This is a genomic window from Gordonia sp. NB41Y (assembly GCF_030718915.1).
GTDB lineage: Bacteria > Actinomycetota > Actinomycetes > Mycobacteriales > Mycobacteriaceae > Gordonia > Gordonia desulfuricans.
This window is the reverse complement of sequence record NZ_CP132196.1, coordinates 3,660,507-3,685,413: the sequence shown is the minus strand read 5'-3', so window position 1 is coordinate 3,685,413 and position 24,907 is coordinate 3,660,507. Positions and strand designations below refer to the sequence as shown.

Sequence of the window (24,907 nt, the reverse complement as noted above, 5' to 3'; positions counted from 1 at the left end):
CCCAGCGTGAGCAACGACAAGCCGGTATCCGGCCAACCGCTACGCCAACCGAGATGTGCGAACCCCCTCGGCCGGAAGGAGATGCCCCATACGCTCACGTTTGGTCGCGAGGTACTCCACATTGTCCGGCATCGCTCCAACCACGAGCGGTACACGTTGCCGCACACCCACACCCGCGGTTTCGATCGCCGTGATCTTGTCCGGATTGTTGGTCAACAGCCGAACCTCCGCAACCCCGAGATCGTTCAGTATGGCTGCAGCAGCGCCATACTCACGGCCGTCGGCAGCCTCACCGAGAGCCGTGTTCGCGGCGATCGTGTCCATCCCGGCATCTTGCAGGGCATATGCTGCCAGCTTCTTCACCAGGCCTATGCCGCGTCCCTCGTGGCCACGCAGGTAGACGATGACCCCGCCATCACGAGCGATCCGCTCCATCGACGCAGACAACTGCGGGCCACAGTCACAGCGGCGTGACCCGAATGCCTCGCCGGTCAAACACTCCGAGTGCACCCGCACCAACGCGCCGCGACCGGGTGAACCCGACACCAGGGCAATGTGTTCGGCGCCGGTGACATGGTCGGCGTATCCGTACGCCCGGAACGACCCGTAGGCGTTGGGAATCGAGGTGACGGCCGCACGGCTCACCCGTGGCGAATCCGCCGACTCGGGCATCGGATGGGAGTGACGGTAGACGATCAGGTCCGCCACCGTCAGCACCGATAGACCGTGAACAGCTGCAAGATCGGCGATCTCGGGTGCCCGCATCATCGAGCCGTCATCTGACACCAACTCACAGATGGCGGCGACCGGCGGCAGCCCCGCATAGCGACACAGATCCACGGCGGCTTCCGTGTGACCGGGCCGCTCGAGAACTCCTCCGGCTCGGGCCCGGAGCGGGACGACATGGCCGGGTCGCGACAGGTCATCGAAGCGAGTGTCGGGGTCTGCCAGCACTCGCACCGTGGTGGCCCGGTCTGCGGCGCTGATTCCGGTGGTCACCCCGGCCACCGCGTCGACGGCCACGCAGTAGGCCGTCCCCCGTGGATCCTCGTTCTGCTCGACCATCCGCGGCAGGTGCAACTGATCTGCGCGACCGTCGGGCATGGCGACGCACACATAGCCCGACGTGTGCCGGATGGTCCACGCCATCCACTCGGTCGTCGCCGATGCGGCGGGCAGGATCACGTCGCCCTCGTTCTCACGGCCGGCGTCGTCGATCACCAGTACCGGTTTGCCCGCTCGTAGGTCGGCCAGCGCGGTCTCGATGCTTCCCATCACGCCACCAGAGTCCGGAACATGCTGCGGTGAAACACGATCGGTTCGATCGGGGTGTCGGGTTCACCGGCCGAGTGTGCGGCGTGCACACGCATCAAGACGATCCGATGATCACCTGCCGGAAGCTCTTGTTCCACGGTCACGTCGAGGTGAATGCCACACCCCTCGATGAAGACCGCACCACCATCATGCGTGCGGGTGTCGACGTCGGCGAACCTGTCACCGGACTTCGCCGCGAGACTCCGGGCCGCGATCGCGTGATCGGCACTGAGAACACTGATTCCGAGCCGCGGCAGTGCCGCCAGTTGCGGCCAGGTCGACGACGTGTTCTGCACACAGAAGGCGACCAGCGGTGGGTCCAGCGACACCGGGACAAAAGAACTCGCGGCCATACCCATACGCTCGCCGCCTGCCTCGGCACAAATGGCGACGACCCCGGCCGGGATGTGCGCGAACGCGTGGCGGAGAGCCGTTCCGTCGAGGGGGATTCCATTCATGGCCATCATGCCTCGTCTCGTGCCGACGCGAGCACCGTCGATCCCCATCGACCGGTGTAGTCGGCGATGCGCGTGTCGGTGGTGTAGGTGGAATCGATCAGATACAGGCCTGCAGCGGGGCAGGTGGCACCGAGTTCGACGAGCACCGGCTTGAGTAGCAGGTCCGGCGCCATCGCATGTGCGGGACCCGCACCGAGCATGAGTGGCACCGCCGTGACGCCGCGCAGCCCGTCGCCGGTCGCGAACTGGTCCAGGAAGAGCTTCAGGATTCCGGTGTACGTCGCCTTGAATGTGGGGCTCGCAACGATGACCAGATCCGACTTCGCCACCGTTTCCACGGCGGCAGAGACCTTTTCGTCTCCCCATCCCAGGAGACCGGAACCCAACTCCACGATGTCGACGATATTGGTCGGATCCGCGCCGGTCAGCGTGGCGGCGAGCCGGGTTGCTGCGTCGAGCGTCCGAGAGCCGGCCTTCGGATTTCCGGCTACGACGGTGGTGATCATCTGGCGTGACTCCTTCATGAATCGTGAATGACTTCGAATGTATCGAGGTCATGTTGCATCGGTCCCCTCGATTGTGTTCGTTGTGTAAACGAACCCGCCACACACGCTCCCGATGGCCGGGCACCGGCAGAACCGCCTGCGAACAGCACACGTGAAGGAAGGCGCGAGCCGTCGACATCCCGTGCCACGCACATTCATCGGCCGCCCCGATCGCGGCAGGCCCTCAGTTTGTCGGACCTCGTCTGTATGTTCGGTGCATGACCTCGGGGATGGCGTCAGCACAACCGGCCGGCACGGCCGGTGAGGGCGGGTTGTCGTGGCAGGACCTGGTGGAGTTGCAGCCGTTTGCGGTACCGGTGGCCGAACGGTATTGGGGCGATGAGGAACTCGATGCCGGTGACCTGACCGAGATCCTCGCCCACTGTGCGGCGACCCGGGCGACGGCCTGGTACCGGATGTTGCAGGCCGCGTCGTTGCTCTACGAGGACTACGAAGAGTCTCATCACCAGCAGATGGCCGAACACACCTCGGGCGAGATGGACTCGATCGAGGCGTTCGAGGCGGCGGTCACCGCTGCTCGCTGTGGTGAGGATCCACGGGCCCGCTATGGCCCGGATGGTTTGGAACAGGCCATCGCGCATGTGGGTGCGGTGTTGTGTGTTCCGCCGGCGGTGGCCCGTGAGGTGATCACCCTCGGTGATGCGTTGCGGTATCGGGTGCCGTTGACCGCGGCCACCCTGGCGCAGGGCCGGATCGATGAGCAACGTTTCCGGATCGTGGTGGCAAGGACCCGGTTGGTGACTCCGGAATCGATCGAGCAGGTCGACGCCCGGATCGCCGAGCAGATCTATGCCCGTGACCAGATGTCGGTGAAGCGGTTCACCACCATGGTCGACAAGACCGTGGCCGTGGTCGATCCGGACGCGGTGAAACGGCGTCGCGCTCATGCGAAGGCCGAACGTAAGGTGACCGTGACCCAGGATCGGTTCGTGCCGGGGCAGTCGCGGATCACCGCGAGTCTGCCGGATGTGGATGCCGCCCTGGTTGATGCCCGGTTGACCGCGATGGCCGAGTCGGTGCATGCCGAGGATCCGCGGAGTCTGGCCCAGCGTCGTTCGGATGCGTTGATCGCGAGTTCGGTGCACCAGCAGTTGCGGTGTCTGTGCCCGCAGTGTGTTGCCGCGGCCGAGGTTGCGGTGTCGGAGCCGACCCCGCTCACCGACCCCGATACGAGCGGGGAACCCGATGCGGGCGTTGACCCTGATGGGAGTGCGGCTCCGGTGGTGGGGGTGGTGATTCATGTGATCGCCAGTCAGTCGACCCTCGATGGTGAAGATGACGAGCCGGGGTTCACCGATGACGGTGGGGTGATCGATGCCGATACCGTCCGGGAGTTGGCGATGCAGGAGTTCACCCGGACCACCGCGATCACCCGGGAGATGATGCAGCGGTCGGCGCGGATGCGGTATCGGCCGGGGAAACAGAAGACCGCGTACGCCTTTGCCGCCGATCTGTGTTGTACGTGGCCGGGGTGTAACAATCGGGCGTGGTCGTCGGATGTCGATCACACCGAACCCTATGATCATGGTCATCCGGAGCGGGGTCCGACGGAGTGGTGGAATCTGAAACCGTTGTGTCGTCTTCATCATCGGATGAAGACGTTCACCGGGTGGCGGGATTTCACCGACGAGTTCGGGCGGGCGGTGTTCGGGTCGCCGACGGGGCATTACTTTGTGGGGAATGCGTATCGGGGTACCGATCTGTTCCTGGGGTTGGCCGAGTTGGTGCCGAAGCCGCCGGATCATCCGGCGCGGGAGAAGATCGCCGAGTTGTATCGGGAGCATCGGCGTCGGGCTGATCTGGCTCGTCGGCGGTGGGATGAGGCGAACCCGCCACCGTTCTGATCGGTGGTGATCGAGTTACGGCTCAATCAGCCACTGGCGGTTGCTGGTTGAGGCGATGAGAAGCGGAGCGACGAGGCGTGTCGAAACCTCCGTCGGCCGACGTCGTCGACGTGACCACCTCGGAGGTGGTCACCATCCGAGGTAGGCTGCGGGGATTTCGACTCGGGTCCTCGCCGTTCCGGCTCGGTCCCGGCTCAATCATCGGAGGACGGTCCCGGCTCAATCAGCCACTGGCGGTTGCTGGTTGAGCCGATGAGGAGCGCAGCGACGAGGCGTGTCGAAACCTCTGTCGGCCGACGATGTCGACGTGACCACCTCCGAGGTGCTCACCACCCGAGGTAGGCTGCGGAGATTTCGACACGGGTCCTCGCCCTTCCGGCTCGGTCCCGGCTCAATCATCGGAGGACGGTCGCGACTCAAACAGCCACTGGCGGTTGCTGGTTGAGCCGACGATGTGACGTGACCACCTCAGAGGTGGTCACCATCCGAGGTAGGCTGCGGAGATTTCGACTCGGGACCTCGCCGTTCCGGCTCGGTCCCGGCTCAATCATCGGAGGAGGGTTCCCGCTCAATCAGCCACTGGCCGTTGCTGGTTGAGCCGATGAGGAGCGAAGCGACGAGACGTGTCGAAACCTCTGTCGGCCGACGTCGTCGACGTGACCACCTCGGAGGTGGTCACCGCCCCCCGCGACCAGCGGTGATTTCGACACCTACCTCACCTACGTGCAGGGGCTTTGGTGGTCGACCGGCGACGTACAGCCCCCGACAATGCGACCGCCATGATCAGCGCCCCACCGTAGAACAGCTGCTGCACAAAGCTGGCCACACCGAGCATCTGCAGTCCCACGACACCCGCGGCGAGAAAGTACACCGCGAACAAGGTCCCGACGGCATTGAACCGGCCCGGGATGATCGCGGTCGCACCAAGGTAGGCGGCGGCGAATGCCGGCAGCATGAACGACTGCCCCGACGACGGGTCGGCGCCACTGAGCATGCCCGCGTAGATGATGCCCGCGATACCGGCGATACCCGATGAGGTGACCAAAGCGCCTGCCCGAATCCGATCGACGTGCAGTCCACTGAGTCGTGCGACGGCCGCACCCCGGCCGACGAACAGCAGTCGGCGGCCGACCGGGGTGAACTGGAAGATCAACGCGACGATGACCACCAGGACCAACGCATAGTAGAACTGCAACGACACCCCGAAGACGCGAGTACCGACGGTTGCCTCGACGAGTGCCGAATCAATTCCCGTGACCGAAGTGGACTTGGAGATCCACTGCACTACACCGAGTACCACGGTCCCAGAGCCCAGAGTGGCAATGAACGAATCGATCTGGAGCCGCACGACAAGGAACGCATTGATCAGACCGACCACCAATGTCGCGATCAGCGCAACTATCACTGCCGAACCGAGGGACCAGCCATGCTGGACGTTCAAGACCGCGATCATCATGGCAGACAGGGACATCACCGAAACGCTCGACAGGTCGAACTCGCCTGCGGTGAGCGGCACGATCAGACCCAGCGCCAAGATCAGCAGTACGGCCTGTGACCCCAGGATGTTCTGGATGTTGCTCGCAGTCGGGTAGACCTCCGGTTTGAGGATCGAGAAGAAGGCGAACACCACCACCAGCGCCGCAACCAGTGCGTAGCGTTCGAACAGTCCGTTCCCGCGCAGGTACCGTCGTGGGGACTTCGGCTCGGCGACGACGAGATCGGTGGTCTTCGAGACCGCGGTGTCGGCGGCTGCAGCACCGCCCGACGTAGGCGAAGAGACTTCGGTGGGCATCAGACGTTCACAACCTCTCGGGTCGAGCTGAGCACGGTATCTGAGATCGTTCGTTTGGCGATGTCGCTCCCGGTGAGCTCGGTGACGATGTCGCCGTTCGCCATGACCAAGACGCGATCACACAGAACCGCGAGTTGCTCATAATCGGAGCTGGCCACCATGATGGCCGCGCCGCCGTCTGCGGTGGCGCGGAGGAGTTCGAAGATGCGGGCACGCGCGCCCACATCGACGCCCTGGGTCGGTTCGGCGAGCAGTATCAGTCTCGGATCGAGCTGCAACCACTTGCCGAACAGTGCTTTCTGTTGATTTCCACCCGACAGCGAACCATATGTTGCAGAGGGATCCCGCGGACGGACGTCACACGTCTCCGCGATCCGCATCGCGACGGTCTTCAGGTGTCGAGGCCGCACCAACCGAGACAACACCGGAAGCGTGACGTTGTCGGCGACCGACAGTTCGGGCGCACTCCCCTCGACCTTTCGATCTGGCGGGATGTACACCACTCCGGCTTCGAGTGACTCGATCGGACTCACCGATACCAGCGCAAGGGTGTGCTCACCCACCGACAGTTCGCCGCCGTCGGCCCGGCTCGCGCCATAGAGCGCGGGCAGTACGTCGTCATATCCCGATCCTGCGATGCCGGTGATCCCGACGATCTCACCGGGATGGACACTCAGATCTACCGAGTTGACGCGGTCGCAAGACAGTTCCCGGACACGGGCGAGTGCGGCCACCCCGTTGAAATCCCTAGGCGCATTATGGCGCTCGTCTGCAACGGCGGACCCGACGATGAGCTCGATCAGGCTCTCGGTGTCCAGCGAGGATGTCGAGTGCGTCCCTTGTGGCTTGCCGTCCCGCAGGATCGTCACCCGGTCGGTATGCGTCAGAACCTCGTCGAGGTCGTGCGAAACGAACAGCACTGCGGCTTTGCGGTCCGCGATGATGTTACGCACCACCGAGAACAACAGGTCCGTACCCTCACGGGGCAGGAACACCGTGGGCTCGTCGAGTACGAGCAGAGTGCGTCTGTCGTCCAGCTCGTCCACCGCACGCATCAACGCCAGCAGCGCCTTTTCGGTAGCACTGAGCGCCGACACCGGTTCCGCCGGATCGATGTCGATACCGTATGTGGCGAAAAGGTCTTTGGCATAGTCACGTTCGCGACGCCAAGAGATCCACGGCGACGAGCCGGCGACAACCTGGCCGACCCGAAGGTTCTCCACCACAGACAGATCCGGTACGAGCGCGAGATCCTGATGCACAAAGCTGATCCCGAGTTCCCGAAACCCCCCGGCACTGATCGGCAAGGCGATATCTCGACCTCGAACCTGCAGCGACGAGCCGGGATCCGGTTCGTGGAATCCGGCCAGAACTTTGATCAACGTGGACTTACCGGATCCGTTCTCACCGAGTAGTCCGTGGACCTCCCCGGCATGAATGGTCATTCCCACGTTGTCCAAGACCCGGTGGGTGCCGAAGGTCTTCGACAGCCCGACGATGTTGACCACCGGGTCCCGCTCCACCCGGGCAGTCGGTGACATGCCGGTCACGGAGCGCCCCACAGCGCCTCGTAACCCCTCACATATGCGTCGCCGTAGCCCTTCCCGGCAACCGGCGGAGTACCGAACGCGTCGATGTTCTCGGCGGTGATCACTTTCAGTGGCGTCTTCTCTGCGCCATCGGCGACCGGCGGCAAGCCGTTGAGAAGCCGTCCGACCTGGTCCAGCGTTGCCCACGCAAGCCACGGAATCGACTCGCCGACATTCATTGTCACGATGCCCTCATCCTGCTGGATCTTGAGGACAGCGGGCGTTCCGCTCACCGACGAGATCTGCACCTTACCCTTGGCGCCGGCAGCCTGGATTCCTGCCTGTGCGTATAACGACATCGAATCATAGATGGGCAGAACGAAATTGATCGAGGGATCGGCCGAGAGCGCCGACTGGATCTCCGGCTGGATCTTGGTGGCCCAGTCGGCAACCGGAACGTTCACCACCTTGTAGGTACAAGCCGGGCAGTTCTTGGATATCTCGTCCTCCATCGCCACCACTTCTGCCTTCGCCGGCGGCACCTCGTCGGAAGTGATGATGATGGCATTGCCCTTGCCTTCGGTCTGGGTGATCATCCAGTCGACCGTGAGCCGGTTGGCTTCTCGCAGAGGAGCATCGGTGTAGGCCGCGATCAGTGGCTGCAGGTCTTCGGGCATCTGCTCGCCGGTCAGGATGGTGTGACTGAGGACCACCGGAATGTCCGCGGCCTTGGCCTTCTCCAGAGCCGGCTTGATCAGCGATGCATCGATGCCCTGCGAGAGCACGATCACGTCGACTTTTTGATTCACGGCCTGCTCGACGCCCATCGACCACTGGGTTGGCTGCCCCTGATTGGTGTACTCGATCCACGTGGCCCCGTACCGCTCGGCCACCTTCTTCGATTCCTCGTCGACCGCGACGTTGTACGGGTTCTCACTGCTGGTGGGAATCGCGAAGATGGTCTTCCCTGCGATGTTCTTCATCGGGAACGCCGGTGCGTCCAAGGTGAATTCGGGATCCCCGGAGTACTTCGCCAATTGCGCCGACGCGGCTTCTATGCCTGCCTTGATGTCGGCCTCCGATGCGTCGGATCCCGATGCACCGCCGCTACATGCCGCCAGGGACAGGGCAGCGCTGATGCTCACCGCCGCAAACAGACTACGACCGACTCGTCGGGTGGATGGGGATGCTGCTGTGGACATGAACATGGAACTCCTGCGCGATGAGAGGTGGAAGGAGGGTGACATCCAGCAGGATCGTGACGACGTAGGCACATCACCAGACTGGCATGACTTCGAATGTATTCTGTGACTTCGAATGTATCGAATGCATGTTGCGTCTACCGACGAGATTGTGTGCGTTGTGTAAACGCCGGACCCCCGCCCAGATGTGGTCTACGCGTCAGGGACTGCGAGTCCAGCCACGTACTCAGAGACTCGCGAGAGTGGCCAGACTTCTGCCATTTTCTGTTGCATATCAAAGAGATTCGATCGGTGGATGACATCATCCCGATCACCCACAGCATCCTCGACGACGATTGGGACAAATCCGTTCTGCATGGCATCCAGCGTTGTCGCGCGCACACATCCACTGGTGGAGAGTCCTGCGATGAGCACCGTGTCGATCCGATCAGCATTGAGCGACGACGCAAGGTGCGTCCCGAAGAAGCCACTCGCGTACTTCTTGGTGATGACCAACTCGCCAGGACGCGCCTCGAGCCCGTCGATCGGTTCGGCGAACGGGCTTCCCTCACAGAAGGCCTGCAGAGTTCCGGACTTCCGGAAGAACAGTCCCGCGTCACGGCCATCAGCACGTAGTCGTACCTCGGTGAAGATCACCGGGATGCCGCGCTCGCGGGCGAGTTCCACCAACGCCCGCATGGCCTCGGCCGCGGCCTCCACACCGGCGTACAGCGGACAGTCGACGTCCACATAGGCGCGCGCCGGATCCACCACGATCACCGCCGGGCGGTCCCCGGGCTCCAGCGGCAGCCCGAACCCGGCCTTGGCATAGTCGGCGGCCTGCGCGGCTCGCCCATCACCGATGGTCATACTGGCTCCTTCACAGAGATCGGGTCATCGTCATCGAGGTCGACCGGCGTGACGGTGACCGGGGTTCGAGGAAACATCAGGCACACCAGGACTCCGATGGCGGCGACCACGGTCAGGACCAGACCACCCCACCGAAGATTGCCGATCAGAACCCCGATGTCGGCCGCGCCGAGCGAATCGGTCGCCCCCGCGTAGGTGGCCTCGCGAGCACTCGCCCCGAGTCCGATCGTGGCGATGGACAGGATCAGCGCGGTGCCGAGAAGATTGCCCACGTTCTGCAGCATCGATCGCAAACCGTTCGCGATTCCCCGTCGTTGCGGGTCCACGGTCAGCATCAGCGCGCTCGTGCTGGGTGTCATGAACAATCCGATACCCATACCGATCAACGCAAGACACAGGGCCGAGGCCCATCGGGGCGTCGAGTCCGGCGTCAGCAGCAGCGTCATGCCGCCCAATCCCATGGTGATCAAGACGAGCCCGATCGCCATCAGCGTCCGCGGGCTGTACCGATTCACCACCGATCCGGCCACCGATGCCGCCAGCACGGTACCCAGGGCCACCGGCATAACCAGGATTCCGGCAACGAACGGTGAGGTTCCTTCTGCTGCCTGCTCGAACAGCGAGATGATCAGTGGAACAGCGTATGTGGTGACAGCCGTGAGAAGTGCCGCCACCATGATGATGCCGACCCGCCGATCCCGAAAGAGGGTCAGATCGATGAGCGGTTCACTCCGCCGGACAAACCACGCGACCATCACGACGGCAAGCACCATCGATCCCGTGCCGTACACAAATGGCATCCATGCGGGCCCGGACAAGCCCGGGGTCAGGGCGAGGACGATCCCTGTCAAGAGTGTTGTGGACAGCAGTGCACCCACTACATCGAAGTGTTCGCGCCGACGTCGGACCCGAGGCGAACGCGGGATGACCAGTACCGAGGTGACGGTGGCGATCACCGCGAGCGGAGTCACCACGAGGAACAGTCCGTGCCAGCCGAGCAGAGCCGTGGCAGCACCCCCGATGAGCGGACCCACGACCTGCCCGAGCGCCGCAACGGTGGCGTTCCACCCGAGCGCGCGGCCGAGTAGATGTGTCGGAAAGACATCGGTGAGCAGGGCGGTGTTGTTGGTGACCACTGCACCCGCCCCGACACCCTGCAGGATTCGTGCGACTATCAGCCACTCCGCCGACGGTGCGAACACACACGCCGCACTCGCCACCGCGAACACCGCCAGTCCACCGAGGTACAACGGCCTTCGGCCCACGATGTCGGCCAGTCGTCCGAACACGAGGATCAGGGCGGTCGTGACCACCATGTAGCCGAGCACGATCCACGTCGATTGTGCTGGAGTCGCCGAGAGCTCACGGGTCAACGTGGGCAAGGCCACGGTCAGGCCACTCATCGAGATGAAGACCGCCAGCACCCCTATGCTCGTGGTGGCGAACACCAGCCACGGGCGTGAATGTCGCTGCACTGCAACATCTACCGCCAGGTCATCGGTCATCGAAGCGACGCTGGTGGTGCGTGGTGAGGGTCTGGAACACCGACGCGAGCCCGAGCACGGCATCGTCGGCCCAGGGGCGGCCGACGATCTGCATTCCCACCGGCAGGCCCGCCGATGTTCCGGCGGGGATCATCACGGCCGGCAGTCCCAGGTAGTCGAAGGGTCCGGTGTTACGGCCGATCATCGCCTGCATGGGAATCCGGTCACCGTCGACCTCGATCCTCAGGTCGGACAATTCGGGAGCGACCCCACCGACACCCGGAGTGATCAGCAGGTCCACCGCACCAGCATCGAAGGCGGCGATCGTGTCACGCAGCGCACCGGCCCGGCGGCGCAATGCCCGGAGGTAGTCGACCGCCGACGGCACCCCACCTCGAACGATCCGGACCTGCATGCCGAGGTCGTGGTCGGCGAATCGGTCGGCGACGGCTTCTTGGTTCGATGCCAACTCGCTCGTGAGGATCACGGTCAGCTCGTCATGGATCAACCGCATGGACGGCAGATCCACGTCGACGATCTCCACTCCCGCCGTGGCGAGTCGTCCGATCGCCTGGTGCCAGGCCTGACGCACGCCGGAATCACAGAGGTCGGTGAACCAGCGGGTGGGTACTCCGACTCGCTGTGCACCGACGGACGGCCGTCGGTCAGGCGAGAGCGACTGCGACCTCACCTGGTCCCACACCTGGGTCGGCGAGCCGGTGGCATCCCCGGCATCCGTACCGAGCAGATGCGGCAGCACGAGACGTAGGTCGTCGGCACACCGGGCCATCGGCCCGACGTGGTCGAGACTCCACGCCAACGAGACGACCCCGGTCCGCGGAACCAGCCCGTAGGTGGGTTTCAGACCGGACAATCCGCACAGCGCACTCGGCACCCGGATCGATCCGCCGGTATCGGTGCCGAGGGCGAACGGCACCAGTCCTGCGGCAAGCGCACCGGCCGATCCGGTCGACGACCCGCCAGTCCAGCGATCGGTGTCCCATGGGTTGCGGACCACGCCGTATCGGGCGTTGACCGGTGCACCGCAGGCGAACTCCGTCGTCGCGGTGATCAATGCGGGAATCGCGCCTGCGGCACGGAGCCGGGCGACGACCACGGCGTCCCGAGTGGCGATCCGATCACCGGTGACAACCGAACCGGCCGTGACCGGCGCCCCGGCCACGTCGATCATGTCCTTGACACCGAAGAAGACACCTTCCAGCGGCCGGGCGGTGCCGCTGCGCCATCGGCGATCCGCCTCGGCGGCGAGCTCGTCGAGACCATCGATCACAGCAAGGACCGCACCCGGAGCCAGTTCTGTTCTATCCCAGCGGGTTCGGAGTACGGACAGGACATCCACAACGGCTGCGCGGCCAGATGCATAGGCGTGCAGTAGTTCTCCGACGCCGAGATCATGAAAGGGAACGTCGGGCCGCATGGGTGTCGGCGGGACCGGCAGTCCCGGAAACCGGCCGGGCACGGATGCGCCGTGCAACACCGCGATGAAGTCGATGGGCTCCGAACCCGGCGCATCCGGTGCCGACGGCAATGGGCTGCTGCGCGAGGTTTCCAGCACCTCCGTCATGTCAGCGGTCGCGGCAGGAAGCAGTTCGTCGGGTGATGATGCGCTACCACGGGTCAGATCGGGATAGTACGGAGCGGTCACCACCGACCCCCAGACGTGGCCAACCCTTGGATCGACATCGTGCCGGCCGCCACCCCGATCGGATTCGGGGTGAGGGATCTGTCGGACAGAGCGGCGAGCTGGTGCATCACCTCGGGGCGACGATCACGCATAAGCGGAAAGGCCACACGCGTGCGCGTCACCTCATCGAGGTCGACGGTCGCGCGCAGTACGGCACCGGCCTCGTGTGCGGGCGCCTGGGCGACGATCGTGCCGTTCGGTGCGATCACGCACGACAGGCCGAAGTACGAGACCGTGGTCCCGTCGAGGTGTTCTGGTCCGCCACGGTTGGCGGCGATCACCCATGTCTGTGATTCCATTGCGCGCGTCTGCAACTCCGCGAGAAACAGCGCCTCCCGGGTTCCCAGGGACGAGACGATCGCGAGCATCACCTCCGCACCGGCCAACCGGGCGACGCCCCAGTACTCGGGAAAACTGCGGTCATAGCAGATGACGGCACCGAAACGGGTGCCGAGAAGGTCGACGGTCACCGGGGCCGGCCCAGGTGCGAAGTGGTACTTCTCGTCGATGTCGATGTCGCCGACCTTGGAGGCCGGAAGCGACAGCTTCCGGTACGCCGGCGTCAGCTCACCTGTCGCAGTGTGCCAGTCCACCACGTCACCATCGGCGGTGAGGATCGCAACCGAGTTGTGCGTGGTCCCGTCGACGGTCCGCTCGAACATCCCGAAGGCGATCGCCGTGCCGCATTCCCGCGCGACATCGGCCAGTATCGCAGTTGCCGGTCCAGGAATCGGTTGCGCCCAACCCGATCGGTCGACCTCGTGGGTGGTGCAGAAGTAGGGGGTGGTGATGAGTTCGGGCAGGACCACCAGATCGGGAGCTCCCCCATCGGCGGTCGGGGCGGCAGCCGTCCGGACCAGATCGGCCAGCGTGGCCATGTTGGCGTCGATGTCCTCGACGAGGCCACCGGCCTGGGCGATGGCGATGGCGATTGTGCGGGAAGACATGTCGGGGAGTCCTTCGGCAAAGAGGTGTGGCGAGCGATCATCGTCGCACCGCCCGCCACACCGTCGTGAGTGGAGATCGTTCAGAGAAGGTCTCGTCGACTATGCCGCCGGCTCGATGACCTCCTTGCGGCTCATCATGAGCGGCTGAATTCGGGTGCCGAAGTTCTCGATTCCCTCGAGGAAGTCGTCGAAGGTCAGCATGATGCCCTTGATTCCGTCGATCTCGGCGATCTCGTCGAGCATCCCGGCAACGGTCTCGAACGAACCGACCAGCGTTCCCATGTTGAAGTTCACAGCCCCCTCGGGCAGAGAGATCGTGCGAGCGGTGGATTCGCCGTCGGCCTCGGTGTCGGCGGCAGACTGGTCGGCCATGTAGCCGAGGGCCGCGAGGTCGGCGTTGTCGTGGTAGTCCTTCCACCGCGCCTGGGCTTCTTCATCGGTCTCCGCGGCGATGATCATGAACAGGGTCATCGCGCCGACATCACGTCCGGTCGTGGCGGCGGCCTCCACCAAGGTACTTGTTGCCTCGGAAATCGCTGTGGGCGTGTTTATCCCGGTCCCCATGATGAAGTTGTAGTCGGCCATCTCAGCGGCGAACTTCATCCCCGACTTCGACTGTCCGGCCGCAACGATCGGGGCCGTGCCACCCGTCGGGCGCGGAGACAGGACACAGTTGTCCATCGTGTAGTACTCGCCCTTGAAGTTGCTGACACCATCTGCCCACAGTTCCTTCATGACGGTCACGTACTCGGTGGCCTGGTCGTAGCGGTAGCCGAAGTACTCCTCCCCCGGCCACAGCCCCATCTGGGTGTATTCGTTTGGCGCCCAGCCGGTCACGATGTTCACGCCGAAACGCCCCGGAGCGATCGAATCGATGGTCGAGGCCATTCGGGCCACCATGGCCGGCGGAAGGGTGAGGATCGGAGTGGAGGCGAACAGCTTGATGCGCTCGGTCGCCGCAGCCAGACCGGCCATCAGCGTGAACGATTCGAGGTTGTGGTCCCAGAACTCGGTCTCGCCGCCGAAACCCTTCAGCTTGATCATCGAGAGTGCGAAGTCGAGTCCGTAGTGCTCTGCACGCTGGACGATCTCCTTGTTGAGCTCGAACGACGGCATGTACTGCGGAGCACTCTTGGAGATGAGCCAGCCGTTGTTGCCGATGGGAATGAAGACGCCGATATCCATGGGAGTGCTCCTGACGATCGAGGTACAGAACGGAGATAGGGGAAGTGAGGAGAGAAGATGACCCGCCTCAGCGCCGGTCATGACTTCGAATGTATTGATCGTCATTTACGCGCCCATGGCCCCACTGTTTCGAAGATGTTTCCTTCGCTACGCGCTGTTCTCCGGTGCCGTGCCCACACTCCCGCGCCGAACCCAGCCGACCTCGAACTCCCGGTGCACCGGCGCACCCGTGGCACCGTCAATTCGTGCGAGCAGCAACTCGGCTGCCGCAATTGCCATGTCCTCCAATGGCTGTCGCACGGTGGTCAGATCGAGTAGCGACCAGCTCGCGATGTCGAGATCGTTGTATCCCACCACCGAGACATGATCCGGAACACTCATCTGCAACCGTTTCGCGGCATCGAGCGCCCCGAACGCCACATAGTCGGTGATACAGAAGATCGCTGTCGGCGCCTGCGGTCGCGCCAGCAGCTCCAGGCCACCGTCGAGTCCGGTCTTGGCATCGACCGGACCGCGCGCGACAAGGGACTCGTCGAGGTCGATCCCATGCGCGGCCAACCCTTCCCGGAAACCCCGTTCACGGAGCACCACGCTCGGGTTGGTGAGCGGACCCGAGATCAGACCGACGCGTCTGTGCCCCAAAGCGACGAGGTGGTCTGCGACCAGGCGCCCTCCACCCACGTTGTCTGAGGTGATCCGGTCCACCCGGTGCGCCTGGCTCTCGTCGACGTCACGATTGAGGATCACCAGCGGCATCTTCCAGTCGATCATCTCGGTGACGATCGGTGAATCCTTGCGGGCCGAGATGAAGACGATTCCATCCACCAGCCCGCCGCGCAACGCTTCGATGTCCTTGCCGATCTCCCCGCGTTCGCGGTCGTTCATCAGCAGCACGCGATAGTCATCACGGGCGAAGCGGTCTTGCAACGTGTTCACGAGCAATGGAAACGACGGGTTGCGCAGATCACCGGTGATCACCGCGATCGCGGCCGACCGGCGTGTGATGAGGTTGCGCGCGGCGACGTGCGGGACGTAGCCCATCTCCTTGGCGAGAGCCTGGATCGCGTCCCGCGTCTCCTGGATCACGCGTGGGTCGTTTCGCAATGCCCGCGACACCGTTGACTGCGAGACGCCGGCCCGCTTGGCCACGTCGTAGCCGGTGATGTGTTTGCCGCGCATTCTGGCAGTCTAGGGGCAGGTCTCCGGCCCGCCCCACGACGCGCAACCGCTTGGAGACCCGATCACCCTCCGACGTTCGGGACAACCTCCGCGGCGACGAGATCGAGGTGGTCGAGATCGTCGAGGTCGAGCACCTGCAGGTACACGCGGGTGGCGCCGAGTGCTCGGTAGGCCTCGATCTTGGCGACGACCTCGTCGGGAGTACCGGCGGCACCGTTCTCGCGCAGCTCGTCGACCTCGCGACCGATGGCGGCGGCACGGCGAGCCAGCTCGTCCTCGGTACGGCCGCAGCACAGCACCAGCGCCACCGAGTAGGTCAGGTCGTCGGCGTCGCGGCCCACCTGTCCGCAGACCTCACGAACGCGGGCGTACTGACCGGCGACGGCGTCGAGCGACTGGAACGGGATGTTGAACTCGGTGGCGAACCGCGCCGCGAGCTCCGGGGTACGGTTGCGGCCCATCCCGCCGACGATCACCGGCACCCGCTCCTGCGTCGGCTTCGGCAGGGCCGGGGAGTCCTGCACGGTGTAGAACTTGCCGGCGTGGTCGAAGGTGCCGCCGACCGGCGTCTGCCAGAGTCCGGTGATGATCTCCAGTTGCTCGGTCAATCGGTCGAATCGCTCGCCGAGGCCGGGGAACGGGATGCCGTAGGCGGTGTGCTCGGCCTCGAACCAGCCTGCGCCGAGACCGAATTCGACACGCCCGCCACTCATCTGGTCGACCTGGGCCACCGAGATGGCTAACGGTCCGGGGTGCCGGAAGGTGGCGGAGGTGACCAGGGTGCCGAGCCGGATGGTCGACGTCTCTCGGGCCAGACCGGCCAGGGTGAGCCACGCGTCGGTGGGTCCGGGCAGACCGTCGGCGTTCATCGCCAGATAGTGGTCCGAGCGGAAGAACGCGTCGAAGCCGAGGGCCTCGGCCCGCTTCGCCACGGCGAGCAGCTGATCGTAGGTGGCGCCTTGCTGGGGTTCGGTGAAGATACGAAAATCCACTCGCCCCAACATACGCGGGCGAGTGGATCTCGGTTCGATCAGCCGACGGTGATCGCGTCCAGCCGTTCCTTGATGAACTCTCCGGACACCACCGGCGGCCGCCCGCCGACCTTGCCCACCGGCGGTTCGAGTGGGGTCACGACGGCGTCGTGGTCGAGTTCGTAGAAGAAGATCAACGACACCAGGTCTTCTTCCGGTGCATCGGGTTGCGGCGGCAGGACACGATGGCGCCCGGCCGGCCAACGGCCACCCGACCAGTATTCGAGCAGGTCACCGATGTTCACGGTCAGCGCCGACGGATCGTACGGCGCATCCGCCCAACCACCCTCGTCGCTGTGGACCTGCAGGCCACCGGCCCCGGGCTCGCGGTCGAGGATGGTGACCGTACCGAAGTCGGTGTGCGGGCCGATCCGGAACTGACCCGGCTCCGGCTCGCCGACCACCGTCATCGGCGGATAGTGGTTGATGTTCGACGTCCACGTGGAGTTGCCGGCGAGGTCGGCGAACGGATTGTCTGCCGGGGCCGACCCCAGGGATGCCGCCATCAGCGCGAGCAGGTCGTCGGAGAGCGCCTTCATCTGCGACGTCCACGCGGTGAACAGCTCACGCAACTTCGGCACCTCGGCGGGCCACACGTCGGGAGCGAACCAGTAGTCGTCGATCTCGGGGATACCCACCGGTGTCTGCGCACCGGAGTTGTAGGTCTCCTTCAGATCCGGCGGGGTCTCGGTGCCCTCCGAGTAGCCGTTGGCCTCCAGACCGGGACCGATCCAGCCCCGCCCGCCCACGGTCACCGCATACCGGGACTTGACGTCGTCGGGCATCGCGAAGAACTGCCGCGCGGTCGCACGCAACGCGGCCGGCAGCCCCGGATCGATACCGTGGCCGGTGACCAGCAGGAAGCCGGCCTTCTGCAGCGACTCGTCGACGTCGGCACACACCTTGGCGGCCGCCTCACCGCCGGCGCGCCACTGCGACAGGTCGACGGTCAGGATCGGGCTCGCACCCGCGGCGCCGGTCACTTCGCCTCCTCGTGATCGACGACGCCGATGTCCTCGTTCCACACGGCCGGATGGTTCTCGATGAACTCACCCATCATGGCCACGCAGCGCGGATCGTCGACGACGGTGACGTTCACCCCGAGCTCACGCAGCCAGTCCTCGCCACCGGCGAAGTTGCGGTTCTCGCCGATGATCACCGAACCGATGCCGAACTGCCGGATCAGGCCGCTGCAGTACCAGCACGGCGCCAGGGTGGTGACCATGATGGTCGACGAGTAGTCACGCTGGCGGCCGGCCGCACGGAAGGCGTCGGTCTCACCGTGAACGGACGGGTCGTCCTGCTGCACACGACGGTTACGCCCCTCGCCGAGCAGCGTTCCGTCGGCGGCGAACAGGGCCGCGCCGATCGGGATTCCGCCCTCGGCCAGGCCGGTCATGGCCTGGTGATAGGCGGTGTCGAGCAGGGTCACCGGATCAGGGATGGCGGTCATCATTCGAGGATCCGCCCCCGACGACGCCGCAGCAACCGACAGTTCGTCGCCTCGCGGCCAGGTCTCGACGTGCATATCGTCTATCCATGCGCGACACCACCGGCACCCCCACCCTGCGAGAGGTGATCGACCGCCACCTCGCGGCCTCCGACCCACGGGTGCTGACCGCCCACGACCGGCTCGACGTGGCCGTGTCGTGGGTGCACTCGAGCGAGATCTTCGAGATCGGCCCGCTGTTGTCGGGTGGCGAACTGCTGCTCACCACCGGCCTCGGGCTGGCCGGACTCGACGCGGGCATCCGCCGCCACTACATCCGCGACCTCGCCGAACGCGGTGTCGCCGCCCTGGCCTTCGAGATCGGCCGGACCTTCGACGAGGTGCCCGAGGAGATGATCCGTGAGGGCTCGGCGGTGCACCTGCCGATCATCGAGCTGCGGACGGTGGTGCCGTTCATCGACGTGTGCCGCGCCGCGAACACCGCCATCGTCTCCGACGAGGTGGCCGGCCTGCGACTGCGCAGCACCCTCGACGCCCGGCTGCATGCGGCACTGACCGCCTCGGGCGGTACGGCGGCGATGATCACCCACATCGCCGACGCGACCGGATGCCCGATCGTGCTGGTCGGCGCCGGCGGTGCATTGCTCGCCGCGCACGGCGCCGACGACGACCGCGCCGCATGGCGTCTGGTCGACTCCGCGATCGCCTCGATGCCGATCACCGTGCGCGACCGGGAGATCGGCACGCTGTACGCGGGACCCCGTGCAGGTCATCAGGTTTCGGGACCCGCGGACCCGGATCAGATCACCGAGCTGCTGGGTGTCGGTGCGGGGCCGGTCGGCGCCGCACTCACCCGGTCGGGTCCCGGCCGCTCGGCGATCGGCGCCCGGCTGGTCGCCGAGTTGCTCGACGGGCGTCCGGTGCGGCGGGCCGACCTGTACGCCAGATTGACCAGTTCCGGTGTACCACTGACCGATTCGTCCCATCTCGTCGCAGTCGCGATCGACGCCCCGGACCCGCGGATGGCCGAGACGGTCCTCGCCCGCGCCGACGCCTCCGGCGCGGTGGTGCATGCCACCGTCGATGCCACCGTCCACGCCTTGATGGTGGTACCCGGCACCCGCGACCCCGCCGACGCCGACGCCGATCCCGTCGAGCGGACCCATCGGGCGATGGCCGCGGCCGCGGCACGGGTCGGACGGGTCACCGCCGTCGTCGGGGATGCCATCGCCGTCGGCGGATTCGACGCCGGGGCCGGACTGTCCGGGGTGCTCGCCGATGCACTGCGCACCTGCTCGGAACGGCTGTCCATCGCGATCGCGGAGCGTCGGGACGGCTCCCGTGGCGACGGCGTGTTCACCTCCCGGGAGCTGGCGGTCGACGCCGCGGCACGCACCCTGCCCGACGGGGTCGGAACGGAACTGGCCCGCCTCCTCGAACCCCTTCGCGCACATGACGAGAGCCAATCGGCTCAGCTCGCACACACCCTCGACGTCCACCTGCGGTACGGCTGCAGCGCGACGCGCTCGGCCGCAGCCCTGCACATCGGCAGGCAGAGCCTGTATCAACGCCTCGACCGGATTCGCGGACTACTCGGATTCGATCCGACCACACCCGAGATGTACCCGTCGGTGTTGTTGGCACTCAGCGTTCTTCGCGCACGTCCCCACTGATCGGAGAAATGGAACGGGGTCCGGACCGCCGCCCGTCGGCGCCGGCCCGGACCCCGGGTCTGCTCCCCCTCTACCGGCCTTGCGAACTCTCGACGCGGCCGCGGGCCAGGATCACGTATCCCACGAACGCGAGCACGAACCCGACGAATGCGCCGATGTCACCGAGTTCGGGGATCGCACGCACCGCATAGCCGACAAACCGTTCCTGATTGCAGAACAGCAGGACCGATACGACGAGCGCGATCACGAATGCGGCCACACCACCCCAGTTGGTGTAGCTGCGGTCGTAGAGCAGAGTCAGGGACGGCGGCTCCTTGCGGAGCAGCCGGTCGGCGAACACGACGCCCAGCCACGGACCGATCCAGTAGGCCACCAGCAGCAGGAACGCCTCATACGACGCGGCGGCGTCGGCCAGCGCCCACCAGGCGACCAGGAATCCGACCACGCCGAAGAACACCGACACCAGCGCACGCTGCGCGCCGACCGGGAGTTTGAATCCCATCGTCACGAAAGCCATTGCGCCCGAGTACACATTGATCGCATTGGCGGCGACGGCACCCACCGCGATGGCCAGCAGCGTCAGGTTGGCGACGAAGCCGGGGAAGTTGGCGGTGAACGCCTCGGTGGGGTTGTCGGACTCGACGCCACCGATGGTCATCGACGCCGCACCCACCACCATCAGGAAGGTGGTGGCCACGAACAGTCCGGCCGAGGCGAACAGTCCGGTCTGTACTCGCGACACGGTCGGCGGCAGATACCGCGTGTAGTCGGCGGCGTAGGGGGTCCAGCCGGCGGTGTAGCCGAAGGCCGCACCCATGGTGAGCAGGAACCCGCCCATCGAGAAGCCGCCCTCTGCCGACCCCATCGCGACGTCGGCCTTACCGAAGATGATCACCGCGCCAACCAGGAAGATGATCGCGAGGATCGGGGCGGCGAGCCGCTCGAACCGCTGCACCAGATTGTGGCCGAAGAACGCGAACGCGGTCTGGATCACGACGATCAGGACCAGACCCGCCAGCGGGGTGATCCCGCACAGGGTGGACAGCGCGAACGCACCGCTGACGCTGTTGGTGGCGAACCAGCCGACTCCACACATCACCGCCATGAACGTGGCCGGCAGGATGTTGCCCCGATAGCCGAAGCTCAACCGGCCCAACACCATCTGCGGCACGCCGTGCAGCGGCCCCTCCGCCGACAGCAGGAAGTGCGCGATCGCACCGAGCACGTTGCCGATCACCATCGCGAACACGGCCTGCCAGAACGACAGACCGAAGTAGGCGACGGAGATGACGCCGACGAAGATGGTCGCGAACTCGAGGTTCGGCGCCGCCCACGTCCAGAACAGGCCCCGCGGCTTGCCGTGGCGGGCCTCGAGCGGGATGGGTTCGTTGCCGCCGGGCTCGACGGCCAGGACCTTGTCGCGGTAATCCGTGCGCGCAGCGTCGACGGTGCCGGCGGCCGTGGTGTCGGGAGAAGCGGTCATGGCGACACTTTGCTGCGCCACTCCGCCAGGGGCAACCGACGGATTGTCAGTCCGACCCCCGGTCAGACCCGACAGATCGGATGGATCGACCTCGACCGTCCCAGATCCCGCGATTCCCGTGGCCACGGGCACCGGACTGTGATGTTCGTCGATCCGGCTGCGTCCACGGGAATCGAATCACCCCTCCGCGAGGTTTCCCACAACTGACCCCCGCCCCGACCGATCAGGAGAACGACGTGCCCGTCACCGAACGCTATGCCGATGCCACCGCAGAATTGCAGGTCACCAGCGAATCCCTCACCGTCGCGCTGGCCCATCGTTCGGTCCGCAAGTTCACCGATGCCCCCGTCGACGACGACACCCTCCACGCCGTCATCGCCGCCGCCCAGTCCGCCCCGACGTCGTCGAATCTGCAGGCGTGGAGTGTCGTCGCGGTGCGCGACCCGCAGCGCAAGGCCCGCCTGTCGGCATTGTCCGGTGACCAGCAGCACATCGTCGACGCCCCGCTGTTCCTGGTGTGGATCGCCGATCTCGACCGGGCCCATCGGCTGGCGGCGCGCGCCGGTGTACCGCTGGACGGGGCGAACCATCTCGAGAGCACCCTGATCGGGGTGATCGACGCATCGCTCGCAGCACAGAACGCGGTGGTGGCCGCGGAATCGGTGGGCCTGGGCACCGTGTACATCGGGGCGATCCGCAACCATCCGCGCGAGGTGGCCGCCGAGCTCCGGCTGCCTCCGCACACCGTGGCCGTGTTCGGGATGGCCATCGGCACCCCGGACCCCACCGAGGACGCCGGGATCAAACCGCGGTTGCCGCAGAGTGCGGTCCTGCACCATGAGGTGTACGACACCGAGCGCGCCGACGCCGACATCCCGCGCTACGACGCCGCGGTCGAGGAATACTACGGCCGATTCGGGTTGACCGGCAACTGGAGCGATCGCGTGCTGGCCCGCCTCGGCGACACCGCCGCACTGCACGGCCGGGAGAAACTGCGCGATGACCTCGAACACTTCGGGTTGTCGACCCGCTGATCGGCCCGCTCGACACGGCGGTGGCGGCCTCGGGTGAGGCCGCCACCGCCGTCGATTCTGCTCACCACAGATCGTAGGAGACATTCACATTCGGGTATCCGGAGTCGATCTGCGGGGCGTTGATCATGTAGTGCCCGCCACCGGAGATCCCGGTCATCGCGGTGTTCACATCACCCTGCACGTCCTCGACGTTGTAGGTGGCACGCGGCCCGAGGGCACCGATCCGGTAGTTGACGAAGACCGTCTCGTAGGAGCTGTTCGGGGCGACGGTGGTCACCGTCTCACTCGCCCCCGGTGCCAGCGTCGCCCGAGGTGCCTGCACCCACTGGCCGGTTCCGGGTGTCGCCCCGGCCAGCCGCTCGGTCTGATCGGTGTGGTTGGTGATCGTCATCGCGATCGTGGGCTCCCCGGGGTGGGTGACCGGCATCGTGCCGGCACTGGCCAGTCCCGCGCCGCCCAGGGCCAGGCCGGCGGCGACACCCACGCCGGCCAGGCCGGCGATCGTGCGGTTCTTGATGCTCTTGGTGATCTTCACGACGTACTCCTCGGCCTCGGGTCCAGGCCCATCGTGGTCCGCACCGTGTGTGGTGCGTGGTCCGTGGGGTCCGGGCTCTGTGTTTCTGACATCACCGACTCTGCCGTGCCCCGCCGTGATGCGGACTCCACCGGTGGTGGGAACCGATGGCCGAGTACGGCCTCCCCCGATCGGGGGAGGCCGCAGGCCGACGTGGCCGACGAGGGCCACCGACACCGATCGGTCAGCCGAACCGTTCGGTCCGGATCCGCCCGGCGGCATGGCCGGCCGCGACCATCGCCGTCGCACAGTGCTCGACGAAGCCGTTGGTGCCACAGATGTAGATCACCGGTTGCAACTCCGGTGGGATCGTCGCCTCGATCAGCTCGTCGGCGGTGACCCGCCCCGGCGGGCGGATGTCGTCCTCGGGTGCCACGCGAGTGTGGAAGATGTTGATGGGCAAGCGATTGTGCTCGGTCAGCTGCCGTAACTCGGCGGCGAAGTACCGCCGTTCCGGTGATCGGATCGAGTAGACCAGGTTGAACTGTGTCTGCGGGGCCCAGAGTTCACGCATCCGGATCATCGACATCAGTGGGACGATCCCCGAGCCGCCGCCGATCAGCTGGACCGGCTGCGCATCCTCGATGTTCCACGTGAACCATCGACCGTGCGGGCCACTGATCTCCAGGGGCTCGCCGACCTCGACCACGTCGACCAGATATGGCGAGACCTCACCGTCTTCGGTGCGTTCGACCGTCACCTCCACGGTTCTGGTCTCCCGCACATCCGACAGCGAGTAGGCACGCGCGGTGGAATAGCCGTCGGCGGCGGTGAGCCTGATGTCGACATGTGCACCGGCTTCGGCGTGGACCGGTTCACTCAGTGCCAGACGCAGCGTGCGTGCGGTGGGGCTCTGCCACTCGTCCCCGATCACGGTGGTGATCTGCCATGCGGTGGTCACGAGTACCGCTGCTCACGCCAGGGGTCACCGTAGATGTGGTAGCCCCGCTCCTCCCAGAATCCTGGTGCGTCGGTAGGCATGAAGCGCAGGCGCCGAACCCATTTCGCACTCTTCCAGAAGTACAGGTGTGGCACGAGCAGCCGGACGGGACCGCCGTGCTCGGGCGCGAGGGGCTCACCGTCGAAGGTGTCGGCGAGCCACGCACGCCCATCGATCAGATCTGCCAGGGGGATGTTGGTGGTGTATCCCCCGTAGCAGTGCGCCATCACGAACGTGTCCGGCGCCCACGGAAGGGTCGCGAGCAGATCGTCGAACGACACACCGCGCCAACGGGTGTCGAACTTCGACCAGTGCGTCACACAGTGGATGTCGGTGGTGACGTCCTGGTGCGGCAGCGCACCGAACTGCGCCCAGTCGAGGGTGTGCGCCCGGTGATCCGACGATTGGATCGTCAACCGCCACTTGTCCAGTGGCAGAACCGGAGTGGGCTCGGCCGACAACACCGGAAAATCGAGCGTCGAGTACTGTCCCGGGGGCAGACGCTCGGCGTTGCGGTCACGGCGGCCGACGAAACCCCTGTTGACTATCGCCATGTGGCGAGTCTACGGCGTATCGCCGATTCTTCTGTGAGGGATCGATGATTCTCACCACCAGGCGGCAATGGGAGCGATAGCACTCCCCCACAAGGACCTTCGGCCCTTCCGAAC

Annotated in this window: 22 protein-coding genes; 3 read left to right on the top strand and 19 right to left on the bottom strand. The window is 65.7% G+C overall.

Going from position 1 to position 24,907, the window contains the following annotated elements; genetic code table 11:
- Window positions 1–39 precede the first annotated feature (39 nt).
- Genes Q9K23_RS15905 through Q9K23_RS15895 form a run of 3 tightly spaced genes read right to left on the bottom strand, consistent with a single transcriptional unit; the run spans window position 40 to window position 2,278 of the window.
- Window positions 40–1,275, bottom strand: a complete 1,236-nt coding sequence (locus Q9K23_RS15905; protein WP_020789634.1) for a bifunctional 3,4-dihydroxy-2-butanone-4-phosphate synthase/GTP cyclohydrolase II — start codon at window positions 1,273–1,275, stop codon at window positions 40–42.
- Complete coding sequence (locus tag Q9K23_RS15900; protein WP_053778366.1) at window positions 1,275–1,772, bottom strand: flavin reductase family protein; 498 nt, start codon at window positions 1,770–1,772, stop codon at window positions 1,275–1,277. The genes Q9K23_RS15905 and Q9K23_RS15900 overlap by 1 nt, the downstream gene beginning before the upstream one ends.
- A gap of 5 nt (window positions 1,773–1,777) precedes the next feature.
- Window positions 1,778–2,278 carry an NAD(P)H-dependent oxidoreductase gene (locus Q9K23_RS15895; RefSeq protein WP_053778365.1) on the bottom strand — a complete coding sequence of 167 codons (501 nt, stop codon included), beginning with the start codon at window positions 2,276–2,278 and terminating at the stop codon, window positions 1,778–1,780.
- A 257-nt stretch (window positions 2,279–2,535) separates the two neighbouring features.
- On the opposite strand from Q9K23_RS15895, the gene Q9K23_RS15890 reads away from it, so the two are divergent.
- Window positions 2,536–4,182, top strand: a complete 1,647-nt coding sequence (locus Q9K23_RS15890) for an HNH endonuclease signature motif containing protein (protein WP_305950199.1) — start codon at window positions 2,536–2,538, stop codon at window positions 4,180–4,182.
- Window positions 4,183–4,897: 715 nt separating this feature from the next.
- On the opposite strand, the gene Q9K23_RS15885 is transcribed toward Q9K23_RS15890, so the two are convergent.
- The 12 genes from Q9K23_RS15885 to Q9K23_RS15830 all read right to left on the bottom strand — a co-directional run bounded on the left by Q9K23_RS15885 (window position 4,898) and on the right by Q9K23_RS15830 (window position 18,538).
- On the bottom strand, window positions 4,898–5,974 hold the full coding sequence (locus Q9K23_RS15885; protein WP_020792255.1) for an ABC transporter permease: 1,077 nt from the start codon (window positions 5,972–5,974) through the stop codon (window positions 4,898–4,900).
- Entirely contained in the window at window positions 5,974–7,482 is a 1,509-nt protein-coding gene (locus Q9K23_RS15880; protein WP_261977924.1) for a sugar ABC transporter ATP-binding protein, read from the bottom strand. Before Q9K23_RS15880 ends, Q9K23_RS15885 begins: the two co-directional genes overlap by 1 nt.
- 38 nt (window positions 7,483–7,520) lie before the next feature.
- Window positions 7,521–8,705, bottom strand: a complete 1,185-nt coding sequence (locus Q9K23_RS15875; RefSeq protein ID WP_053777341.1) for a substrate-binding domain-containing protein — start codon at window positions 8,703–8,705, stop codon at window positions 7,521–7,523.
- 192 nt (window positions 8,706–8,897) lie between these two features.
- Window positions 8,898–9,554 carry an isochorismatase family protein gene (locus tag Q9K23_RS15870; protein ID WP_053777308.1) on the bottom strand — a complete coding sequence of 219 codons (657 nt, stop codon included), beginning with the start codon at window positions 9,552–9,554 and terminating at the stop codon, window positions 8,898–8,900.
- Window positions 9,551–11,059: an MFS transporter gene (locus tag Q9K23_RS15865; protein ID WP_020791452.1), complete on the bottom strand. Its 1,509-nt coding sequence runs from the start codon at window positions 11,057–11,059 to the stop codon at window positions 9,551–9,553. Before Q9K23_RS15865 ends, Q9K23_RS15870 begins: the two co-directional genes overlap by 4 nt.
- Window positions 11,049–12,704 (bottom strand): amidase, encoded by a 1,656-nt coding sequence (locus Q9K23_RS15860; RefSeq protein WP_053777342.1) that lies wholly within the window; start codon window positions 12,702–12,704, stop codon window positions 11,049–11,051. The genes Q9K23_RS15865 and Q9K23_RS15860 overlap by 11 nt, the downstream gene beginning before the upstream one ends.
- The gene (locus Q9K23_RS15855) at window positions 12,701–13,690 is read right to left on the bottom strand and encodes a carbon-nitrogen hydrolase family protein (protein ID WP_020791449.1); all 990 of its coding nucleotides are present in this window, start codon (window positions 13,688–13,690) and stop codon (window positions 12,701–12,703) included. The genes Q9K23_RS15860 and Q9K23_RS15855 overlap by 4 nt, the downstream gene beginning before the upstream one ends.
- Before the next feature lie 99 nt (window positions 13,691–13,789).
- A complete protein-coding gene (rutA, locus tag Q9K23_RS15850) occupies window positions 13,790–14,875 on the bottom strand; it encodes a pyrimidine utilization protein A (protein ID WP_020791450.1) in 1,086 nt (361 codons plus the stop codon).
- A 147-nt stretch (window positions 14,876–15,022) separates the two neighbouring features.
- Window positions 15,023–16,054 (bottom strand): LacI family DNA-binding transcriptional regulator, encoded by a 1,032-nt coding sequence (locus tag Q9K23_RS15845; RefSeq protein ID WP_053777309.1) that lies wholly within the window; start codon window positions 16,052–16,054, stop codon window positions 15,023–15,025.
- A gap of 62 nt (window positions 16,055–16,116) precedes the next feature.
- Entirely contained in the window at window positions 16,117–17,046 is a 930-nt protein-coding gene (locus Q9K23_RS15840; protein WP_020792667.1) for an LLM class F420-dependent oxidoreductase, read from the bottom strand.
- Between the two features lie 38 nt (window positions 17,047–17,084).
- On the bottom strand, window positions 17,085–18,068 hold the full coding sequence (locus Q9K23_RS15835; protein WP_020792665.1) for a 2-oxoglutarate and iron-dependent oxygenase domain-containing protein: 984 nt from the start codon (window positions 18,066–18,068) through the stop codon (window positions 17,085–17,087).
- Window positions 18,065–18,538: a nucleoside deaminase gene (locus Q9K23_RS15830; RefSeq protein ID WP_053777310.1), complete on the bottom strand. Its 474-nt coding sequence runs from the start codon at window positions 18,536–18,538 to the stop codon at window positions 18,065–18,067. The genes Q9K23_RS15835 and Q9K23_RS15830 overlap by 4 nt, the downstream gene beginning before the upstream one ends.
- A gap of 86 nt (window positions 18,539–18,624) precedes the next feature.
- Between Q9K23_RS15830 and Q9K23_RS15825 the strand changes: the two genes are divergently transcribed.
- Complete coding sequence (locus tag Q9K23_RS15825; RefSeq protein WP_305950198.1) at window positions 18,625–20,208, top strand: PucR family transcriptional regulator; 1,584 nt, start codon at window positions 18,625–18,627, stop codon at window positions 20,206–20,208.
- Window positions 20,209–20,278: 70 nt separating this feature from the next.
- On the opposite strand, the gene Q9K23_RS15820 is transcribed toward Q9K23_RS15825, so the two are convergent.
- Window positions 20,279–21,691: a cytosine permease gene (locus tag Q9K23_RS15820; protein WP_020792480.1), complete on the bottom strand. Its 1,413-nt coding sequence runs from the start codon at window positions 21,689–21,691 to the stop codon at window positions 20,279–20,281.
- 236 nt (window positions 21,692–21,927) lie between these two features.
- Here Q9K23_RS15820 and Q9K23_RS15815 point away from each other — a divergent pair, with 236 nt between their 5' ends.
- Window positions 21,928–22,725, top strand: a complete 798-nt coding sequence (locus Q9K23_RS15815) for an NADPH-dependent oxidoreductase (protein WP_053777311.1) — start codon at window positions 21,928–21,930, stop codon at window positions 22,723–22,725.
- Window positions 22,726–22,786: 61 nt separating this feature from the next.
- On the opposite strand, the gene Q9K23_RS15810 is transcribed toward Q9K23_RS15815, so the two are convergent.
- The 3 genes from Q9K23_RS15810 to Q9K23_RS15800 all read right to left on the bottom strand — a co-directional run bounded on the left by Q9K23_RS15810 (window position 22,787) and on the right by Q9K23_RS15800 (window position 24,793).
- On the bottom strand, window positions 22,787–23,260 hold the full coding sequence (locus Q9K23_RS15810) for a hypothetical protein (RefSeq protein WP_305950197.1): 474 nt from the start codon (window positions 23,258–23,260) through the stop codon (window positions 22,787–22,789).
- Window positions 23,261–23,483: 223 nt separating this feature from the next.
- Window positions 23,484–24,200, bottom strand: coding sequence for an FAD-binding oxidoreductase (locus tag Q9K23_RS15805; RefSeq protein ID WP_020793029.1), 717 nt, complete (start codon window positions 24,198–24,200; stop codon window positions 23,484–23,486).
- Window positions 24,197–24,793, bottom strand: a complete 597-nt coding sequence (locus Q9K23_RS15800) for a sulfite oxidase-like oxidoreductase (RefSeq protein ID WP_020793028.1) — start codon at window positions 24,791–24,793, stop codon at window positions 24,197–24,199. Before Q9K23_RS15800 ends, Q9K23_RS15805 begins: the two co-directional genes overlap by 4 nt.
- Window positions 24,794–24,907 lie beyond the last annotated feature (114 nt).

What these genes read in the sequence shown, in the direction of transcription:
- Q9K23_RS15855 (WP_020791449.1), bottom strand. Translation starts at nt 13,690, where the DNA reads ATGTCTTCCCGCACAATCGCCATCGCCATCGCCCAGGCCGGTGGCCTC.
- Q9K23_RS15800 (WP_020793028.1), bottom strand. Translation starts at nt 24,793, where the DNA reads ATGGCGATAGTCAACAGGGGTTTCGTCGGCCGCCGTGACCGCAACGCC.
- Q9K23_RS15895 (WP_053778365.1), bottom strand. Translation starts at nt 2,278, where the DNA reads ATGATCACCACCGTCGTAGCCGGAAATCCGAAGGCCGGCTCTCGGACG.
- Q9K23_RS15870 (WP_053777308.1), bottom strand. Translation starts at nt 9,554, where the DNA reads ATGACCATCGGTGATGGGCGAGCCGCGCAGGCCGCCGACTATGCCAAG.
- Q9K23_RS15825 (WP_305950198.1), top strand. Translation starts at nt 18,625, where the DNA reads ATGCGCGACACCACCGGCACCCCCACCCTGCGAGAGGTGATCGACCGC.
- Q9K23_RS15865 (WP_020791452.1), bottom strand. Translation starts at nt 11,059, where the DNA reads ATGACCGATGACCTGGCGGTAGATGTTGCAGTGCAGCGACATTCACGC.
- Q9K23_RS15820 (WP_020792480.1), bottom strand. Translation starts at nt 21,691, where the DNA reads ATGACCGCTTCTCCCGACACCACGGCCGCCGGCACCGTCGACGCTGCG.
- Q9K23_RS15905 (WP_020789634.1), bottom strand. Translation starts at nt 1,275, where the DNA reads ATGGGAAGCATCGAGACCGCGCTGGCCGACCTACGAGCGGGCAAACCG.
- Q9K23_RS15900 (WP_053778366.1), bottom strand. Translation starts at nt 1,772, where the DNA reads ATGAATGGAATCCCCCTCGACGGAACGGCTCTCCGCCACGCGTTCGCG.
- Q9K23_RS15890 (WP_305950199.1), top strand. Translation starts at nt 2,536, where the DNA reads ATGACCTCGGGGATGGCGTCAGCACAACCGGCCGGCACGGCCGGTGAG.
- Q9K23_RS15830 (WP_053777310.1), bottom strand. Translation starts at nt 18,538, where the DNA reads ATGACCGCCATCCCTGATCCGGTGACCCTGCTCGACACCGCCTATCAC.
- Q9K23_RS15875 (WP_053777341.1), bottom strand. Translation starts at nt 8,705, where the DNA reads ATGTCCACAGCAGCATCCCCATCCACCCGACGAGTCGGTCGTAGTCTG.
- rutA (WP_020791450.1), bottom strand. Translation starts at nt 14,875, where the DNA reads ATGGATATCGGCGTCTTCATTCCCATCGGCAACAACGGCTGGCTCATC.
- Q9K23_RS15885 (WP_020792255.1), bottom strand. Translation starts at nt 5,974, where the DNA reads ATGCCCACCGAAGTCTCTTCGCCTACGTCGGGCGGTGCTGCAGCCGCC.
- Q9K23_RS15845 (WP_053777309.1), bottom strand. Translation starts at nt 16,054, where the DNA reads ATGCGCGGCAAACACATCACCGGCTACGACGTGGCCAAGCGGGCCGGC.